Consider the following 17,652-nt stretch of genomic DNA (forward strand, 5'->3'; position numbering starts at 1 on the left):
CCCGGGCCCGGGTGGGCCGGCTGTCGCATTCCCCTGGCCCACCCCGGGCAGGGGACGGATAGTGGGGGGCGAAACGAGCGCACGCCACGTTCGTGAGAAAGGGTGGAGACGGTGAGCAGCGAGTCGACGGTCAGGGAGGTCCCGCGGGAGTCGGCGGCGGCCCCGCCGAAGGTGCTGGGCACGCGGCGCGGCACCGGTGATCCGGCGACGCGCGGGCGGACGACCATCGCCGACGGGGTGGTCGAGAAGATCGCGGGGCTGGCCGCGCGCGACGTCGTCGGCGTGCACGCCATGGGCAGCGGCCTCGCCCGCACCACGGGTGCCGTACGGGACCGCGCGCCCGGCTCCGCCCGCGCCGTGGCCGGGGTGCGCGCCGAGGTCGGCGAGGTGCAGACGGCCCTCGACCTGGAGATCGTCGTCGACTACGGGGTCTCCATCACCGAACTCGCCCGCGCCGTACGGGAGAATGTCATCTCCGCCGTCGAGCGGATGACCGGCCTCGAAGTGGTCGAGGTCAACATCGCGGTGACCGACGTGAAGCTGCCCGACGACGAGGAAGAGGGGGCCGAGCAGCCGCGGCTGCAGTGACGGCGGGGCGGGGGACCCGCCTCGGGGAGCGTGGGGAAGGTGCGTGCGATGAGCATGGCAGTGGTCGGCCTGCTGGCCGGCATGGCGCTGGGATTCGCCGGCTACTTCGGCGGGTTCGGCGCCTTCCTGCTGGTGGCGGCGCTCGGCGCGATCGGCTTCGTCGTCGGCCGGGTGCTGGACGGCGACCTGGAGCCGGGCGACTTCTTCCGCAGGCCGGGCGAGCGCGACGACCGGCGGCGGTGACCGGTGGCGTCCGCGGCGAGCGGGGAGCACGACGCCCAGGCGGAGCAGGCGGGGCAGTCCGCGCCCGCCCCCGGGGCGCAGGAGGACGGGGCGGAGGCCGAAGGACCCGCCGTGCCGGCGGGGGAGCGGGGCGCCACCCGGATCGAGGACCGCGTCATCGCGAAGATCGCCTCCCAGGCGGCCCGCGAGGCGCTCCTCGGCGCGCCGGGAACCGACGCCGCGCACGCCGCCGTCGTCGTACGGGGCGGCACCGCCCGCGTCCGCGTCGGCGTCCACCTCGGCTTCCCGTCCGACCTCGGCGCCCAGTGCTGCGCCGTGAGTCGGGCCGTGACCGAGCGGGTAAGAGCCCTGGTCGGGCTTGAGGTGCCGGAGGTGGCCGTGGAAGTCGAGCGGCTGCACGCGACGGAGCGGCCGAACGCGCCGCGGGGGAGGGTGCGATGAGCGGGGACCGGACGACGTCCCGGCCGCCGGGCGGCACGGCGGGTGCCGCGACCGCCGAGCCGGACGAGTGGCGGCAGCGCACGTCGGCCTCCGGGTACGCGGGCGAGCCGGCCGACGGCGGGATCGCCGGCGCGGCGGCGGCCCGCTTCTGGTCCGTACGCCGCGTGCCCGCCGCGCTCACCGCCGCCGCGGCCACCGCGGGCATCGGCCTGCTGCTCTACGACGTCGTCGCCGTGCGCGCGGAACGCCCCGCGATGCGCTGGCGCCGCAGCGTCGCCGACGAACTCGCCGCCCGCCCGCTCGACGACCCCTGGGTGCTCGCCGCCGCCGGCCTGGCCGTGCTGCTCGGCGCCTGGCTGGTGCTGCTGGCCGTCACCCCGGGGCTGCGCGGCGTGCTGCCGATGCGGCACGCCTCGCCGGACCTGCGGGCGGGGCTCGACCGGCGGGCGGCGTCCGTCGTGCTGCGCGACCGGGCCATGCAGATCTCCGGCGTGCGGTCGGTACGGGTCACGGTGGGCCGGCGCCGGGTCAGCGCCCGCGCCGAGTCCCACTTCCGCGAGCTGGACGACGTGCGCGCCGACCTCGCCGCGGTCCTCGGCGAAGGCATCCGCGAACTCGGCCTCGCCCGCAGGCCGGAGCTGTCCGTCCACGTACGCCGGCCGCCGGCGAAGGGGTGAGCGCGATGCTGCGCGTGGTCAACCGGATCCTGCTCGCCGTCGCCGGCCTCGTGGTCGCGGGCGCCGGCATCGCCGTGCTCTTCGCCGGCCTCGACCTGCCGCGGCCCGGCTTCGCGCCGTACGCCGACGGCTCCGACGACGTGCTGCTCAGCCGCGGCACGCGGCTGCGGTGGCGGGACGAGGGCTGGTGGTGGCCGACGGTGATCGGCGGCCTGTCGCTGCTCGTCCTCTGCTGCGGCTGGTGGCTCGTCGCCCAGTTGCGCCGGGGCCGGCTCGGCGAGGTCGTCGTCGACACCGGCGGCGGGGTCGTGCCGGGCGCGCCCGGTGCGGACGGCGGCAAGGCGAAGGACTGGGCCTCCGCCACCGACCCCGACACCGGCGAAACCGAGTCGGCGGGCGGCACGCTCACGCTGCCGGCCGCCCCGATGGCCCTGCTGCGCGGGTCCGCGCTGGAGGAGGTGCTGGCGGAGGAGGCCGGTGCGCTGGAAGGGGTGGAACGGGCCCGGGTGACGCTCACGGGCCGGCGCACGGCGCCGCGCGCCGGCTTCGGCGTCCTGCTGGGCCCCGGCGCGCATCCCGCGGCGGCCGTGGACCACATCGAGGAGCGGGCGCTGGCCCCGGCCCGCGCGTCCGTGGGGCTCGCGCGGCTGCCCGCGGAGATCCGGTTCCGGGCGGCCAAGCACCGGCCGGAGCGCGTCTCGTGACGGCGCGGGCGGGCGCGGGCCCGTAGGTCTTATCCGTGGCCGTGGCCGTGGCCGTGGCCGACCGCGGCGGTCGCGCGGTGCGCGCGGCTCGTACCGGCGGTACGGCCCGTACGGCGCACGCGCGGCCGGCCCGGGGACCGGGCGCCGCCCGTCGCGCCCGGGGGTAACCGGCGTCCGCGGCCGGCGTCCGTCGTCGCTCGTGCTCTCCGGAAGGCCATCGGCTCAGATGCTCCGCCGCATGCCGCCGTCGATCGGCAGCATGATCCCGGTCAGGTACGAGGCCGCCGGCGACAGCAGGAACGCCGCCGTGCGGCCGAACTCCTCCGGGGTGCCGTAGCGGCCGAGCGGGATCTTCGCCTCCATCCGGGCGCGGGCCGCCTCCGCGTCGCCGGACAGCGCGTCCAGCTCGCGGGCCCGGTCGGTGTCGATCCGCGCCGGCAGCAGCCCCACGACCCGCACGCCGCGCGGCCCGAGGTCGTCGGCGAGCGACTTGGCGTATCCGGCGAGCCCGGGGCGCAGTCCGTTGGAGATGGTCAGCCCGGGAATCGGCTCGTGGACGGAGCCGGAGAGCACGAAGCCGATGACCCCGCCCTCCGCCAGCTCGCCCGCGGCCGTCCTGGCCATCCGCATCGCGCCGAGGAAGACGGAGCCGAACGCCGTCTCCCACTCGGCGTCGGTGTTGGCGGTGGCGTTGCCCGCCGGCGGGCCGCCGACGCTGATGAGCACGCCGTCGAAGCGGCCGAAGCGCTCCCGGGCGGCGGCGATGAGCCGGTCCGGGGTGCCCGGGTCCGCGTTGTCGGCGGCGACGCCGACGGCCGACCCGCCGAGCGCGGCGGTGGCGTTCGCCACGCGGTCCTTGTCGCGGCCGCTGATCACCACCTTCGCGCCCTCGGCGAGCAGTTGCTCGGCGACGGCGAGACCGAGGCCGCGCGAGCCCCCGGTCACGACGTACGCGCGGTCGTTGAGTCCAAGATCCATGGGGGTCAGTCTGCCGCCATCTACTCGGCGGGCGCCAGGGATGGGGCACGGTCGTCGTCCGCGGCGGGCCGCGCCGGGGCGGCGGCGGTCTCCCCGGCCCCGCCCGCCGCCGTCGCGCCCGGTGCCTGCCCCTCCGCCGCGGGATCGTCCGGCCCGGGCCCGTCCCGCGTGGACGAGTCCTCCGCCGGCTCGTCATGCGCCGCCTTCGCCGCCACCTCCTCGCGGTCGCGGCGCTCGCGGCGTACCAGAACCCACCAGCCGAACGGCACCGCCGCCGCGAAGATCCACCACTGGATCGCGTACGCGATGTGCACCCCGATGCTGCTGTGGTCCGGCTCGGCGACCGGCTCCGGCTGCCTGCCCGCGGGCCGCGGCGAGGTCCCGACCAGCTCGACGAAGCCGCAGAGCACCGGCCCCGGCAGGCCGTCCGCGGCCTGGTCGGCGCTGTTGATCAGCATCACCTGGCGGTCCGGCAGGCCCGCCTTGTCGCGGATGCCGCTGCCGGTCGTCTCGTCGGGGCGCAGCCGGCCGGTGACGGTGACCTCGCCGGCCGGCGGGGGCGGCACCTCGGGGAAGGTGGTGAGGTCGGCGCCGGCGGGCACCCAGCCCCGGTTGACGAGGACCGCGGAGCCGTCGGCGAGGCGGAGCGGGGTGACGACGAAGTAGCCCTGCTTGTCGTCGGCGCCGAGCCGCTGCCGTACGACGACCTCCCGCTTCGGCTCGTACGCGCCGGTGGCGGTGACCGTGCGCCAGGTGTCCGCGCGCGGCACCGGGCGCCCCTCGCGCGTCAGCCGGTCCACCGGGACCGGCTTCGCCGTGAGGTTCCGGGCGACGAGGTCGTTGCGGGCGACCCGGTCCTGGTGGCGGTGCAACTGCCAGAAGCCGAGCTGGATCATCACGGGGATGAGCAGGACGGCCACCAGGGTGACGATCACCCACTGCCGGGACAACAGGAAGCGGTACACCCCTCGACCGTACTCCCCGGTGTGCCGCCGCCCGACGGGACCCCGGCCGGGGCCGCTACCCCGCCCCGCCGTCCGCCGCAGGCCGGGTGTCCGCCGGCTCGACGTCCCGCATGAGATGGAGGAAGGCCGCCTCGTCGATCACCGGGGTGCCGTGCGCCGCCGCCCGCGTCACCTTGCTCGTCGGCGCGCCCGGGTCGTTGGTGACGAGGACGCTCGTGTAGCGCGAGACGCTGGCCGCGACGTGCAGCCCGGCCTCGACCGCCCGGTCCTCCAGCAGGCTGCGGTCCACCGACGTGTCGCCGGAGAACGCCACGCGCATGCCCTGCCTGAGCCGGCCGCCGCGCACGTACCGCCCCGGGTTGGGGTACGGGGACGGGGGCAGCCGGCGGTTCGGCCGCCAGGTGCGCCACTGGTACGCGCCGTGCCCGCCCGGCGAGCGCGTGCCGCCGGAGCCGCCGGCGGCCCCGGCCGGCGCCTGCTCCGCCCACTCGGTCAGCGGCTGGCAGGCCAGCAGCGGCAGCCGGGCGCCGGCCTCGGCGGCCTGCCGCAGGCTGGGGCGGAAGATCTCGGCGAGGACGCGGGCGTCGTCCTCGGCGTCGTGGGCCCTGCGCTGGGCGACGCCGAAGTGGGCCGCGAGCGACGCCAGCCGGGCGTTGGGCAGCGGCAGCCGCAGTTGCCGGGCGAGTGCGATGGTGCACAGCCGCCGGCGCACCGGGGCCGTGAGCCCGGCGCGCGCGTACTCGCGGGCGATCATCATCCAGTCGAAGACCGCGTTGTGCGCGACGAGCACCCGGCCCTCCAGCCGCGCCGTGAACTCCTCGGCGATCTCCGGGAAGAGCGGTGCGTCGGCGAGCATCTCGCGGGTGAGGCCGTGGATCCACACGGGACCGGGGTCGCGACGCGGGTTGACCAGCGTGTACCAACTGTCCTCGACCGTGCCGCGGGCGTCGAGCCGGTAGACGGCGGCGGAGACGATGCGGTCGTCGGAGCGCAGGCCGGTGGTCTCGACGTCGACGACGGCGTACGCCTCCGGGTAGTCGGCGGGCCAGCGGTCGGCGGGGGCGCCGGGCGCGGGGATGCCGGGGGCGGGGATGGCCTGGTGCCGTTCGACCGGATCGGTGCCCGGAAGGGGCTGCTGCTGCGCGACTTGACGGGGACTCAGGGGCGCCGCGCGGTCTTCGAGCATGGGTTCAGAGCATAGAGGCTGCCACCGACACCGCCGCGCGTCCGGGTGCCGCCGGGGGCCGTCCGGGGGCCGCCGAGGGGCCGTCCGCGGTCAGCCGGAGGGCTGCCCTGCCGCCGGTCCGCGCGGGGTGACCAGCCCCGTTTCGTAGGCGATGACCACGAGTTGGGCCCTGTCCCGGGCGCCGAGTTTCGTCATCGCCCGGCTGACGTGCGTCTTTGCGGTGATCGGACTGATGTGCAGCCGGGCGGCGATCTCCTCGTTGCTGAGACCCCCGCCGACGAGGGTGACGACCTCGCGCTCGCGCCGGGTGAGGTCGCGCAGCGCGTCGTCCGCGTCGGGCGCGCCGCCCGCGGGGCGGGAGACGTACTCCTGGATCAGCTTGCGCGTGAGCGCGGGGGAGAGCAGCGCGTCGCCGCGGGCGGCGACCCGTACGCCGTGGAGCAGGTCCTCCGGCTCCATGTCCTTGACGAGGAACCCGGCGGCACCGGCGCGCAGCGCGCCCCAGACGTACTCGTCCACGCCGTAGTTGGTGAGGATCACGACGTGCACGCCGGCGAGTTCGGGGTCGGCGGCGATCCTGCGGGTCGCCTCGATGCCGTCGAGCACCGGCATCTGCACGTCGACCAGCGCCACGTCCGGCCGGTGCCGCGCCGCCAGCCGGGCGCCCTCGGCGCCGTCGGAGGCCTCGCCGACCACCTCGATGTCGTCCTCGGCGTCGAGCAGCGCCCGGAACCCGCCCCGGATGAGGGCCTGGTCGTCCACGAGCAGCACCCGGATCACGGGGCCGCCTTCGCCGCGGGCCCGGCGGGCTGCCGCACCGGGAGTTCGGCACGTACCCGGAAGCCGCCCTCCGGCCGCGGCGCGGCGTGCAGTTCGCCGCCGAGCGCGGTGACGCGCTCGCGCATCCCCGTCAGACCGATGCCCGGCTCCGGCGGCGCGGCCGGGTCGGCGGCGCCGTCGTCGTCGACCTGGACGACGACCCTGTCCGGCGCGTACGACACCTGCACACCCACCGCCGCCGCGGGGCCCGCGTGCCGCGCGGCGTTCGTCAGCGACTCCTGCACGATCCGGTACGCCGCCCGGTCCACCTCCGCAGGCAGCACCGGCCGCTCGCCCGCGACGGCCACCGTCGCCGGCACCCCCGCGCCCCGGGCCCGCTCCACCAGTTCCGGCAGCCGCTCCAGGCCGACGCCCTCGGCGCCGCCGTCCGTGCTGCGCAGGACGTGCAGCGTGGCGCGCAGCTCGCGCGCGGCGTCGCCGCTGGCCTCCTGGATGGCCAGCAGCGCCGGCGGGGGCTCCGCGCCGCGCTTCCTCGACAGGTGCACGGCCACCCCCGCCTGCACCTTGATCACGGAGATGCTGTGCGTGAGGGTGTCGTGCAGCTCGCGGGCGATGCGCAGCCGCTCCTCGTCGGCGCTGCGCTGCGCGTTCTCCGCGGCCCGCTCCTCGGCCTGGGCGAGCATCGCCTCGTGCTGGATGCGCATCGCGGCGGCCATGGCGCACGCCACCACCCAGCCGAAGCTCAGGAACCGTTTCTCCAGCGCCGCGCGCAGCGCCTCGTCGCTCAGCGGGAGCAGCGGCAGCGAGCCGAGGCTGACCGCGAGGGAGGCGAGGGCGACGACCGCGAAGAAGGCGCGGTGCCCGCCGCGGATGCAGCGGTAGACGGCGACCAGCAGCGGCAGCACCGGGCTGCCGTCGGGATAGCCGCGGAGCTGGTAGGCGACCATGGCCACCGCCGTGACCACCAGCACCGCCCGCGGGAAGCGGTGCCGGGCCACCAGCGCCGCGCTGCCCGCCGTGCCGAGCACCCAGGCGAGCGCGTCGAGCCCGGTGCGCCCCTCCGGCGCGAGCAGCATCGTGCCCACGCAGCCGAGCGCCACGACGGCGGCGAAGCCCGCGTCCCTGGCATACGCGCGGGCACCCCGCGCCGTCTTCCGCCCGTCCTCGATCGCGGTCGCGAGGTAGCGGAACACCGTGTGCTCGCTGTTCGCGTCCGTCTGCGCTGCCGCCGTCATGCCCTGCACCGTAGCCAATCGGCGCCGGTCAGGCGTCCTCCGGGAGGTGCAGCGGGCGCTGCTACGCAGGTTGCAGGCGGCGGGCCCGTACACCCCCGACGGCAGCGCGGGAGCCGCTCGACGGACGATGACGAGCCGCGGCCCGGGGGCGGATCGTGGAGGCCGACGGCAGCCGGCCGCCAGACGGCCGGCACGGGGACGGCGGACGGGAGACCCACCATGCCCTTTCACGGAGCTGACGGAGACCAGCGCGTACGGATCCCGCAGCCGGCGGCGGCGCGGGATGCCGTACGGGAGCCGGAGGCGGTACGGCACGTGGTGCCGCACGCGGTGCGGCGCGACGCCGCGCGGTGGGACGCCCGGCGCACCCGGCACCTGCGGCTGCGGCTGGCGGACCCCGCCCGCCGCGCCGAGGCGCGGCGGCTGCTCACGCTCGTCCTCGACGTGCCCCCGCTGCCCGGCGCCGACCCGGCGGTGCTGGTCGCCGAGGTACCGGACGGCCGGCGGGCCGTGGACGTCCTCATCGAGCTGGCGTGGGCGCGGATCGAGCTGGACGGGTTCGGTCTCGACGCCGCGGCCTGACGGCCCGCGCCGGGAGCGGTGACGAGGGAGCGCGCCCGGCGCCGGCCGTCAACTCCCGGGGACCCGCGGACACTTGGCGGCACGCCCGGCACGTATCGTGTGGCGCGTCCATGCAAAAAAGTGATGGCGCGGGCGAAGAGGGCGGTGACACGATCCCCCGGTGGACTCACGATATCTGCGCGCTTTCGTGACGGTGGCCGAGACCGGCGGGATATCCGCGGCGGCCGAACGGCTCGGGTACGCGCAGTCGAGCCTCAGCGCCCAACTCCGCCGCCTGGAACAGGAACTCGGCGTCACCGTCGTCGTCCGCACCTCCACCGGCGCGTCCCTCACCGAGGCCGGGAGCCGGCTGCTGCCGTACGCGCGCGAGGCGCTGGAGATCGACGAACGCATGCGCAGTGCCGCCGCCGCCTCGCGGCCCCGGCTGCGCATCGGCGCACCGGAGACGCTGGCGGGCGAGTGGCTGCCGGACATCGTCACCGCGCTCGACTACGGTGCCGGCGGGCCGGACGCGGACGCGGAGATCAGCGTCGTCGTCGGGTCCCGGGAACGCCTGGCGGAGCAACTGGCCGCCGGCGAACTGGACCTCGCCTTCCACTTCGACGACGGCAGCCGCACCGCGGGCCCCAGCGCGGTCGTCGGCCACGAGGAGGTCGTGCTCGTCGCCGGCCCCGCCCACCCGCTGGCGGGCGCGGCGGAGGTCACCGAGGCGGACGTGCTGGCCGCCGACTTCCTCGTCGCGGAGCCGGGCTGCAGCTCGACCGTCCTCTACGACCGCCTCACCCGCGACCTCCCCACCCGCACCCGCGCCGCCACGGCCGCCGGCTCCCTGCCCGCGCTGCGCCGCCTGGCGGCGCACGGCCGCGGCCTGGCGCTGCTGCCCAGGCTGGCCGTCGTACGGGACCTGGAGGACGGCGGCCTCGTCGACCTCACGCTGGCCCCGCGCCCCGGCCCGGTCGCGATCGAGGCCCGCTGGCGCCGGGACCCGGGCCAGGCGGAACCCACACTGCGCGCGGTCCTCCGCCTCGCCCGCCGCCACACCGACCAGCTCCCCGCCTCGCCCGCCCGCCGGCGGGCCCCGGCCCCCACGGCCTGACGCGCGCGGTGGTACGGCCCGGCGGTCCTCACCCCACCACCCGGGGCAGGAGCGCGGACGCGACCGTGGCGTTCGGCCGGCGCCCGCGCGAGCTACTCCGCTGTGCGAGCAGCCCCTCGCCCCGTGCTCACCACGTCTTCCCGGCCTGCTCGCCGGTCGTGCGGTTGATCCGGTTGAAGAAGTTCGTCAGCGCGATCTCCAGAGTGATCGCCCCCAACTCCTCCTCGCCGAAGTGCTTCGCGGCCGTCGCCCAGACCTCGTCCGTCACCCCCGGCGCGCCGTCCTGAAGCCGGGTGGCGGCCTCCGCAAGAGCGAGGGCCGCCCGTTCCGCGTCCGTGAAGAACGGGGTGTCGCGCCACGCGACCACGTGGTGCAGGCGCTCGTCGGTCTCGCCCGCCTCCTTCGCCGCGCGGATCGTCGCGAAGACGCAGGGACTGCAGCCGTTGATCTGGCTGGTGCGCAGGTGGACCAGCGACAGCAGCCGCTGGTCGACGCCCGCCGCGTGGATCGCCTTGTACAGGTGCCGGACCGCCGTGGTCACGTCGGGGTTGGCCGGGCTCGTCATGCGTGCTTCCATCGGTGCTGCTCCCTCATCGGTTACCTGTGCCCCTCCGGGCCCGTCATCCCTCATGACGGAGCAGCACCGAGGAAGGTAACCGCATGTCCGACCCCACCGCCGACGTGGCCCAGGCGTTCGAGGCCCAGCGCGACCGCCTGCGCTCGGTCGCGTACCGCATGCTCGGGTCGCACGCCGACGCCGAGGACGTCGTCCAGGAGGCGTGGCTGCGCCTCGCCCGCCAGGACGCGGCCGGCATCCGCAACCTTCCCGGCTGGCTGACCACCGTCATCGGCCGGATCTGCCTCGATGTTCTCCGCGCCCGCCAGGCCCGCCCGGAGGCGGTCTACGACGACCGGCTGCCCGAGGTGGTCGTGGCGCCCGACGACGGGCCCGCGCCCGAGGACGACGCGGTGCTCGCCGACTCCGTCGGGCTCGCGCTGCTGGTCGTCCTGGAGTCGCTCGGCCCCGCCGAGCGGCTGGCGTTCGTGTTGCACGACATGTTCGCCGTGCCGTTCGACGAGATCGGCCGGATCCTCGGGAAGTCCACCGCCGCTGCCAAGATGCTCGCCAGCCGTGCCCGCGGGAAGGTGCGGACGGGCGCACGGCCCGCCGGGGCGGTGCGAGAGCAGCGGGCCGTCGTGGAGGCGTTCCTGGCGGCGTCCCGGCGCGGTGACTTCGAGGGGTTGGTACGGGTGCTTCACCCCGACGTGAAGCTGACCGTCGACACCCCCGCCGGCACCGTCGTCACCCTCGGCGCGACCAAGGTCGCCGCCGGGGCGCAGGTGTCCGGCGGCGTCGCCGCGCGAGAGCGGGCGGTGCTCGTGGACGGCAGGCCCGGGATGGTCTCGTGGCACGGGGACGGCAGGCCGCGGGCGGTGCTCGCGTTCACGGTGGACCGGGGGCAGATCACCGGGATCCGGATCGTCGTGGATCCCGCCCGGCTCGCGCGGCTTGACTTGCCGGATCCGGCATAGCCCCCCGCACGGACCCCGGGACTCTCCGGCCGCCTGCGCGGACGTTCCGCGGTTCGTCCGCCAGACTGTGCCCATGGCCGACGCCGCCCTGCCGACCCCGCGCCGCCGGCCCCGGGTGCGCCGCGGGGACGTGGCGCGGGGTGCCGTCGGGGTGTTCGCGGCGGCTGCCGCGGCGCATCTGGTGGGGCGGCTCGCCGGGGCCGACCTGCTCGTGCACACCACCAAGCCGCTGCTCATGCCCGCCCTCGCCGCCTACGCCGCCGCCCGCGGCGCGCCGCGGGCGCTGGTCGCCGGGCTGGGCTTCGGGTGGGCCGGGGACGTGCTGCTGCAGGTGGGCGGGGACGGGCCGTTCCTGGCCGGGATGGGCGCGTTCGCCGCCGGGCACGTGTGCTATCTGACGCTGTTCCGGCGCGAGGGGCGGCTGCCCCGCGTGCGGGAGCGGCGGCTCGTCGTCGGGTACGGGGCCGCCTGGGGCGCCGGCGTCGCCGCGCTGTGGCCGGGGCTCGACCCCGCGCTGCGCGGGCCCGTGGCCGCGTACAGTCTGCTGCTCGCCGCGATGGCGCTGTGCGCCGCCCGGTCCGGGGCGCGGGTCGGTGCGGGGGGCGCGCTGTTCCTGCTGTCCGACACCCTCATCGCGACCGACCTGGCCGGCCGGCCGCAGCCGCCGGCCGCCGGGTTCTGGGTGATGGCGACGTACCTCGCCGCGCAGTACCTCATCGCGGACGGCCTGCTGCGCCGCCGCCTTCCCGCCACGACGGACGAGAAGCCTGTCGCCATCGATGACACGCCGGCCGCCAACGGTGACGCGCCCGCCGTCGCGGCCGACGCATCCGTCGCCGCCGACGCCCCGCCCGCACACGGCGAAGGCCGGGCCGCAGCGCCCTGAGGCACCGCCGCCCGGCCCGGCGCGGGACTTGCGGGGGAAGGGGCCCTGCGGGCCGCCCCCTGAGCCCGGTTACGTCACCGGCCGGCCCTCACCGCCGTACGGCGTCGTACGCGTCCACGATGCCGGCCCCGTAGAAACCGTTGTTCCGCTTGCCGCCGGTGCAGGTGGAGTCCTCCACCCCGTTGCCGTCCGGGTCGTAGAACTCCGGGCAGCCGGGGTTGTCCGCCTGCACCTTCATCACCATGTGCAGCGCCAGGGGCGACAGCCGCGGGTGCTTGCTCTTGATGAGCGCCGCCACGCCCGAGGCGTGCGGGGTGGCCATCGACGTGCCCTGCAGCCAGCCGTACTCGTTCTCCGGCAGCGTCGACAGGATGCGGCCGTTCTTCGACGGCGTGTCCGGGATCTGGTAGCCGTCGCCGCCGGGCGCGGCGAGGTCCACGACCTTCTCGCCGTAGCTGCTGTAGTACGACTTGTCGTCGTCGACGCCGGTCGCCGAGACGGTCACGATGCCCGGCAGTTGGGTCGGCACGTCCCAGCACTCGGACGGGTCGATCGTGCGCTCCCCGGGCGTGGTGTCGTTGGGGCTGGAGCCGTCCACGATCTCGTCGGAGGCGAGGTCGTCGTTGGAGTTGCCGGCCGCGGCGAGGTGCAGGGTGCCCTTGCCCATCGCGTACAGCGAGGCGCGGTTGACCGCGTCGACGATCGCCCGCTGGTCGGGGTCGTCGAGGCAGTTGTAGAGCCACGGGTCCACGTAGTAGCTGTTGTTGGTGATCTCGATGCCGTGGTCGCCCGCGAAGACGAAGGCGCAGACGACGGCCTCGGCGTAGAACAGCGCGGTGTCGGGCTCGCTCACCTTGAGCGAGGCGACCTGCACGCCGGGCGCGACGCCGGCCACGCCGACGCCGTTGCGTGCGGAGGCGATCTCGCCCGCGACGTGGGTGCCGTGGTAGTCGCCCTGCGGGTCGTACGGCCGCCAGGCGCCCTCGGTGGTGTCCGCGACGCCGCCGACGCAGTTGGCGGACTGCTCGGCGGAGAAGTTGGCCTTGAGGTCGGGGTGGCGGTCGTCCACGCCGGTGTCGATGACGCCGACGGTCACGTCACGGCTGCCGATCGAGACCTTGTGCGCCTTGTCGGCGCCGATCGCCGGCAGATCCCACTGCTCGTTCTCCAGCGGCTCCACGTCCGGGTCCTGCGAACGGGCCTGGGCGGCGCCCTTGTAGACCTCGGGCGCGCTGGTCTCCAGCGTCCCCGACGGCGTCAGCGGCGCGGTGCGGCTCGCGCCGGCGGACTGCACGCCGCGCACGTCGCGCAGCTCCGCCGCGAAGTCCGGGTTGGCGGAGTGGGCGACGAGCACCCCGATCTTCTTGTGCGTGACGACCACCGAGCCGTCCGCGTCGGCGATCGCGTCCTCGACGCGGGCGATCGTCCTGGCGTCGGTCTTCGTGTTGACCACGTACGACAGCGGCTCGCCGGCCGCGGCCCCGCTGTCGCCGCCGGGCTCGGGGGCCGACGCGGCGGAGGCCGCCCCCGGCAGGAGGCCGAGCGCCGCCGCGAGGGTCAGCCCGAGGGGCACCGCCAGCAGGCGTCGGCCGCGGGGTCGGAGATGAGTCATGGGATCTCCAGATCATCGGTCAGGAATCCGCCGCGGACCGGTGCCGCGGTCAGGTACACGGCAAGCGAACGTAGCGCTGATCACCCGCGGCCATCAATACATCGCCCTGCAGTCTCTTTTGGCGTGTCGGCACGCCAGGCGCTCCCGGCACAGTCGTCACGCGCGTACGGTGGAACGTTTCGTGACGCAAGGTCAACAAACTGTTGAATGTCGGTGTCCTGGCGTAGGCTTCCTGAGTCAGGTACCGCCGTGGGAGGGCCTTCTCCATGCTGCGTGACACCTATGGGCGCGTCGCCACCGACCTTCGCGTGTCGCTCACCGACCGCTGCAACCTGCGGTGCACGTACTGCATGCCCGAGGAAGGGCTCCAGTGGCTCGCCAAACCCGAGCTGCTCACGGACGACGAGATCGTCCGCCTCGTCCGCCTCGCGGTCACCGAGCTGGGCGTGACCGACGTGCGCTTCACCGGCGGCGAGCCGCTGCTGCGGCCCGGGCTCGCCGGCATCGTCGAGCGCTGCGCCGCGCTCGCGCCCCGCCCCAAGCTCTCCCTGACGACCAACGGCATCGGCCTGGAGCGCACGGCTCCGGCGCTCAAGGCCGCGGGCCTTGACCGGGTCAACGTCTCGCTGGACACCCTCCGGGCCGACGTGTTCCACCGGCTGACCCGCCGCAAGCGCCACGGCGACGTGCTCCGCGGCCTCGCCGCCGCCCGCGCCGCCGGCCTGGAGCCCGTGAAGGTCAACAGCGTGCTGATGTCCGGGTTCAACGAGGACGAGGCCCCCGACCTGCTCGGCTGGGCCGTCGAGGAGGGGTACGAGCTGCGGTTCATCGAGCAGATGCCCCTCGACCCGCAGCACGGCTGGCAGCGCGACGGCATGATCACCGCCGGCGACATCCTCGCCTCCCTGCGCACGCGCTTCACGCTGACCCCCGAGGGCGACGCGGCGCGCGGCTCCGCGCCCGCCGAGCGGTGGCTCGTGGACGGCGGCCCGGCCCGCGTCGGCGTCATCGCCTCCGTCACCCGGCCCTTCTGCCGGGCCTGCGACCGCACCCGGCTGACCGCGGACGGACAGGTGCGCAACTGCCTGTTCGCGCGCGAGGAGACCGATCTGCGCGGCGCGTTGCGCTCCGGCGCGCCGGACGAGGAGATAGCGCGGGTGTGGCGGGAGGCGATGTGGGGCAAGAAGGCGGGCGCGGGCCTCGACGACCCGTCGTTCGTCCAGCCGGACCGGCCGATGTCCGCGATCGGCGGCTGACACGGCGCGGTGGGCCGGCACGGCGCAGTCGGCCGGCACGCCCCGGTCGGCTGACACGGCGCGGTGGGCGACTCTCCCGCGCGGCCGGACTCCCGGTTCCCGCGCTCAGCCCCGTTCCGGCCCCTGGCCGCCCGCGCCACCGCCGCCGTCGGTGCCGGCGTTCTCGTCCGCGCTCGTCGCCGCCCTCTTCTCCGCCTCCTGCCAGTCCGCCAGCGTGACGACCTCCTTGAGAAAGTCGCGCACGCCCAGAAACCGGCTCAGGTATTCGCGGTGCTCCTCGCACGCGAGCCACGTCTTGCGCCGCTCGGGCGTGTGGAGCTTCGGATTGTTCCAGGCGAGCACCCACACCGCGGGCGCACGGCAGGCCTTCGCGGAGCAGATGAGAGCGGGATCAGCGGTGTTCACAGGGTCCCAGCCTACGACCCGGAACAAGGGCGACGCCGGGCGGCCACGGGGGGAGCCGCCCGGCGTCGGTCCGTCGCTCCGACGGGGGATGCGGAGCGCGTACGAAGTATGTCACGCGGGGAGGGCCGCCCGGCACTGGATCGGCATATTTGATTTGAGGTTTTTCTGAGCTTGCACAGTTGGTGATCAAACGGTCGGCGGAGCGCTATCGCTTGTGGTCGACTCGTTCCCGGCCGGGGCCGGTTCGCCCGGGAAGTCGGGCTTTCGTCCGGTCCGCGGCGGCGGGGCGATCACGGCGCGCTGCGTGGTGACGCGGAAGGTGGAGGGCAGCGAACGGACGTTCTCCCGGCCCGCGTTCGCGATGACCACCGCGAAATACGGAATGAACATGCCGAGGACGAGCGCGACGACCGCGATGTGCCGCTCGACGTTCCAGAGCAGCGCGGCGGCCACCACCGAGACCGCGCGGATCACCATGGAGATCACGTACCGCCGCTGCCGACCGCGCACGTCGTCGTCCAGGCTCTGTCGCGCACCGGTGATCCTGAACACGTCGGCATCGCCGCGGCGCTTCCGCTTCACGCTCCACCCCCTGGTACTGGGATACGTCCCCAAGGTACGCCGGGAAAGCCCTCCCTTCGACGGCGGGGTCGGACATACCGCCCCATAACCCGAACGGCCCTGGCCGGAATGCACCCTCCGGGCTGCCACCGGAGACTGACACGGCAGGCGGACCCCGCCGCACGAGGAGGCGACATGAGCTGGCTGTGGGCGATCATCGTGGGCCTGGTCCTGGGCGTCATCGCCCGGGCCATCCTGCCCGGCAAGCAGGCCATTCCCCTGTGGCTGACCACCGTCTTCGGCATCATCGGGGGCATCATCGGGAACGCCGTTGCCTCGGGGATCGGCGTGGACGACACCAGGGGAATCGACTGGATCCGGCACATTCTGCAGCTCGCCGGCGCCGTGGCCGTCGTGGCCTTCGGCACCCCGCTGTACGACAGGATGCGCGGCTACAAGAAGCGCAGCCCACGGTAGCGAATCCCGCCTGGCGGCATCCCGCCCGGCCGCCCCGCGTGCGTACCGGCGCGCGGGGCGGCCGGGCGCGCCGCTCACCCGGGCCCGGCGACGGCCCGCCCCGGCGACTGCCGGTCCCGGCGACGACCCGGTCCCCGGCGGCTCAGCCGGCCTCGGGGGCCGCCAGCTCGATCGCTGCCAGGTTGCGCTTGCCGCGGCGCAGCACCAGCCAGCGCCCGTGCAGCAGGTCCTCCGGAGCGGGCACGGCGTCCTCGGCGGCGACCTTCACGTTGTTCACGTACGCCCCGCCCTCCTTGACCGTCCTGCGGGCCGCCGACCTGCTCGGCGCCAGGCCCACCTCGGCCAGCAGCTCCACCACGGGACCCAGCTCGGCGACCCGCGCGTGCGGCACCTCGGCCAGCGCCGCCCGCAGCGTCGCCTCGTCCAGCTCGCCCAGCTCACCCTGCCCGAACAGCGCCCGCGACGCGGCGATCACCGCGGCGCACTGCTCCGCGCCGTGCACCAGCGTCGTCAGCTCCTCCGCCAGCGCCCGCTGGGCTGCTCGCGCCTGCGGCCGCTCCTCGGTCTGCCGCTCCAGCTCCACCAGTTCCTCGCGGCTGCGGAAGCTCAGGATCCGCAGGTAGCGGGAGACGTCGCGGTCATCGACATTCAGCCAGAACTGGTAGAAGGCGTACGGCGTCGTCAGCTCCGGATCGAGCCAGACCGAGCCGCCCTCCGTCTTGCCAAACTTCGTGCCGTCGGCCTTGGTCATCAGCGGCGTCGCCAGCGCGTGCACCACGGCCTCCGGCTCGACCCGGTGGATGAGGTCGGTGCCCGCCGTCAGGTTGCCCCACTGGTCGCTGCCGCCGGTCTGCAGCGTGCAGCCGTACCGCCGGTACAGCTCCAGGAAGTCCAGGCTCTGCAGGATCTGGTAGCTGAACTCGGTGTAGCTGATGCCCTCCTCGGACTCCAGCCGGCGGGCGACGGCCTCCTTGGTGATCATCTTGTTCACCCGGAAGTGCCGCCCGACGTCGCGCAGGAACTCGATCGCGGACAGCCCCGCCGTCCAGTCCAGGTTGTTGACCATCCGGGCGGCGTACGGGCCCTCGAAGTCGAGCAGCGGCTCGATCTGCGCGCGGACGCGCTCCACCCAGCCGGCGACGACCTCCGGGTCGTTCAGCGTGCGCTCCGCGTCCGGCTTGGGGTCGCCGATCTGGCCGGTCGCGCCGCCGACCAGCGCCAGCGGCCGGTGCCCGGCCGACTGGAGCCGGCGCATGGTCAGCACCTGCACCAGGTGGCCGACGTGCAGGCTGGGCGCCGTCGGGTCGAAGCCGCAATAGAACGTGACGGGACCGTCCGCGAGCGCCTTGCGCAGTGCGTCCTCGTCGGTGGACAGGGCCAGCAGCCCCCGCCACCGCAGCTCGTCGACGATGTCCGTCACGTCTCTCGTATCTCCTCGGTCTCGGTC

Annotated in this window: 21 protein-coding genes; 11 read left to right on the plus strand and 10 right to left on the minus strand. The window is 75.3% G+C overall.

Translation table 11 applies throughout. The annotated features are described in order from the left end of the window. Positions 1-171 precede the first annotated feature (171 nt). The 5 genes from O7599_RS32025 to O7599_RS32045 are packed head-to-tail and all read left to right on the plus strand — an operon-like array spanning position 172 to position 2,653. Positions 172-588, plus strand: a complete 417-nt coding sequence (locus O7599_RS32025; protein WP_281623605.1) for an Asp23/Gls24 family envelope stress response protein — start codon at positions 172-174, stop codon at positions 586-588. Between the two features lie 48 nt (positions 589-636). Next, positions 637-831, plus strand: coding sequence for a hypothetical protein (locus tag O7599_RS32030; protein WP_027753494.1), 195 nt, complete (start codon positions 637-639; stop codon positions 829-831). A gap of 3 nt (positions 832-834) precedes the next feature. Beyond that, positions 835-1,272: a hypothetical protein gene (locus O7599_RS32035; protein WP_281619099.1), complete on the plus strand. Its 438-nt coding sequence runs from the start codon at positions 835-837 to the stop codon at positions 1,270-1,272. Further along, positions 1,269-1,949: a DUF6286 domain-containing protein gene (locus O7599_RS32040; protein ID WP_281619100.1), complete on the plus strand. Its 681-nt coding sequence runs from the start codon at positions 1,269-1,271 to the stop codon at positions 1,947-1,949. Before O7599_RS32035 ends, O7599_RS32040 begins: the two co-directional genes overlap by 4 nt. Before the next feature lie 5 nt (positions 1,950-1,954). After that, positions 1,955-2,653 (plus strand): hypothetical protein, encoded by a 699-nt coding sequence (locus O7599_RS32045; protein ID WP_281619101.1) that lies wholly within the window; start codon positions 1,955-1,957, stop codon positions 2,651-2,653. A gap of 222 nt (positions 2,654-2,875) precedes the next feature. On the opposite strand, the gene O7599_RS32050 is transcribed toward O7599_RS32045, so the two are convergent. From O7599_RS32050 to O7599_RS32070, 5 genes are all read right to left on the minus strand, one after another. Further along, complete coding sequence (locus O7599_RS32050; RefSeq protein WP_281619102.1) at positions 2,876-3,631, minus strand: SDR family oxidoreductase; 756 nt, start codon at positions 3,629-3,631, stop codon at positions 2,876-2,878. Positions 3,632-3,651: 20 nt separating this feature from the next. Further along, the gene (locus tag O7599_RS32055) at positions 3,652-4,596 is read right to left on the minus strand and encodes an SURF1 family protein (RefSeq protein ID WP_281619103.1); all 945 of its coding nucleotides are present in this window, start codon (positions 4,594-4,596) and stop codon (positions 3,652-3,654) included. A gap of 55 nt (positions 4,597-4,651) precedes the next feature. Next, the gene (locus O7599_RS32060; RefSeq protein ID WP_281619104.1) at positions 4,652-5,782 is read right to left on the minus strand and encodes a DEDDh family exonuclease; all 1,131 of its coding nucleotides are present in this window, start codon (positions 5,780-5,782) and stop codon (positions 4,652-4,654) included. Between the two features lie 90 nt (positions 5,783-5,872). Further along, the gene (locus tag O7599_RS32065; RefSeq protein ID WP_281619105.1) at positions 5,873-6,562 is read right to left on the minus strand and encodes a response regulator transcription factor; all 690 of its coding nucleotides are present in this window, start codon (positions 6,560-6,562) and stop codon (positions 5,873-5,875) included. Then, a complete protein-coding gene (locus tag O7599_RS32070; protein WP_281619106.1) occupies positions 6,559-7,797 on the minus strand; it encodes a histidine kinase in 1,239 nt (412 codons plus the stop codon). The genes O7599_RS32065 and O7599_RS32070 overlap by 4 nt, the downstream gene beginning before the upstream one ends. Before the next feature lie 219 nt (positions 7,798-8,016). Here O7599_RS32070 and O7599_RS32075 point away from each other — a divergent pair, with 219 nt between their 5' ends. Together O7599_RS32075 and O7599_RS32080 are read left to right on the plus strand one after the other, a co-directional pair. Continuing rightward, a complete protein-coding gene (locus O7599_RS32075; protein WP_281619107.1) occupies positions 8,017-8,379 on the plus strand; it encodes a hypothetical protein in 363 nt (120 codons plus the stop codon). A gap of 160 nt (positions 8,380-8,539) precedes the next feature. Beyond that, positions 8,540-9,475, plus strand: a complete 936-nt coding sequence (locus O7599_RS32080; RefSeq protein WP_281619108.1) for a LysR family transcriptional regulator — start codon at positions 8,540-8,542, stop codon at positions 9,473-9,475. 127 nt (positions 9,476-9,602) lie between these two features. Here the strand turns inward: O7599_RS32080 and O7599_RS32085 are convergent, their stop codons facing one another. Beyond that, positions 9,603-10,052, minus strand: coding sequence for a carboxymuconolactone decarboxylase family protein (locus tag O7599_RS32085; protein WP_281619109.1), 450 nt, complete (start codon positions 10,050-10,052; stop codon positions 9,603-9,605). 83 nt (positions 10,053-10,135) lie between these two features. Between O7599_RS32085 and O7599_RS32090 the strand changes: the two genes are divergently transcribed. Together O7599_RS32090 and O7599_RS32095 are read left to right on the plus strand one after the other, a co-directional pair. Beyond that, the gene (locus O7599_RS32090; protein ID WP_281619110.1) at positions 10,136-11,008 is read left to right on the plus strand and encodes a sigma-70 family RNA polymerase sigma factor; all 873 of its coding nucleotides are present in this window, start codon (positions 10,136-10,138) and stop codon (positions 11,006-11,008) included. A 73-nt stretch (positions 11,009-11,081) separates the two neighbouring features. After that, positions 11,082-11,894, plus strand: a complete 813-nt coding sequence (locus O7599_RS32095; RefSeq protein WP_281619111.1) for a lysoplasmalogenase — start codon at positions 11,082-11,084, stop codon at positions 11,892-11,894. 88 nt (positions 11,895-11,982) lie between these two features. Here O7599_RS32095 and O7599_RS32100 read toward each other — a convergent pair whose 3' ends face one another. Beyond that, positions 11,983-13,506: a S8 family serine peptidase gene (locus O7599_RS32100; RefSeq protein ID WP_281619112.1), complete on the minus strand. Its 1,524-nt coding sequence runs from the start codon at positions 13,504-13,506 to the stop codon at positions 11,983-11,985. A gap of 266 nt (positions 13,507-13,772) precedes the next feature. Here O7599_RS32100 and moaA point away from each other — a divergent pair, with 266 nt between their 5' ends. Continuing rightward, complete coding sequence (gene moaA / locus O7599_RS32105; protein WP_281619113.1) at positions 13,773-14,762, plus strand: GTP 3',8-cyclase MoaA; 990 nt, start codon at positions 13,773-13,775, stop codon at positions 14,760-14,762. Positions 14,763-14,867: 105 nt separating this feature from the next. Here moaA and O7599_RS32110 read toward each other — a convergent pair whose 3' ends face one another. Both O7599_RS32110 and O7599_RS32115 read right to left on the minus strand, forming a co-directional pair. Next, complete coding sequence (locus tag O7599_RS32110) at positions 14,868-15,167, minus strand: hypothetical protein (protein ID WP_281619114.1); 300 nt, start codon at positions 15,165-15,167, stop codon at positions 14,868-14,870. 186 nt (positions 15,168-15,353) lie between these two features. Next, positions 15,354-15,749, minus strand: a complete 396-nt coding sequence (locus O7599_RS32115) for a DUF3099 domain-containing protein (protein ID WP_281619115.1) — start codon at positions 15,747-15,749, stop codon at positions 15,354-15,356. A gap of 174 nt (positions 15,750-15,923) precedes the next feature. Between O7599_RS32115 and O7599_RS32120 the strand changes: the two genes are divergently transcribed. Then, positions 15,924-16,205 carry a GlsB/YeaQ/YmgE family stress response membrane protein gene (locus tag O7599_RS32120; protein ID WP_281619116.1) on the plus strand — a complete coding sequence of 94 codons (282 nt, stop codon included), beginning with the start codon at positions 15,924-15,926 and terminating at the stop codon, positions 16,203-16,205. A 142-nt stretch (positions 16,206-16,347) separates the two neighbouring features. Here O7599_RS32120 and tyrS read toward each other — a convergent pair whose 3' ends face one another. Beyond that, entirely contained in the window at positions 16,348-17,625 is a 1,278-nt protein-coding gene (gene tyrS, locus O7599_RS32125; protein WP_281619117.1) for a tyrosine--tRNA ligase, read from the minus strand. Positions 17,626-17,652 lie beyond the last annotated feature (27 nt).

This window comes from Streptomyces sp. WMMC500 (assembly GCF_027497195.1).
Lineage (GTDB): Bacteria > Actinomycetota > Actinomycetes > Streptomycetales > Streptomycetaceae > Streptomyces.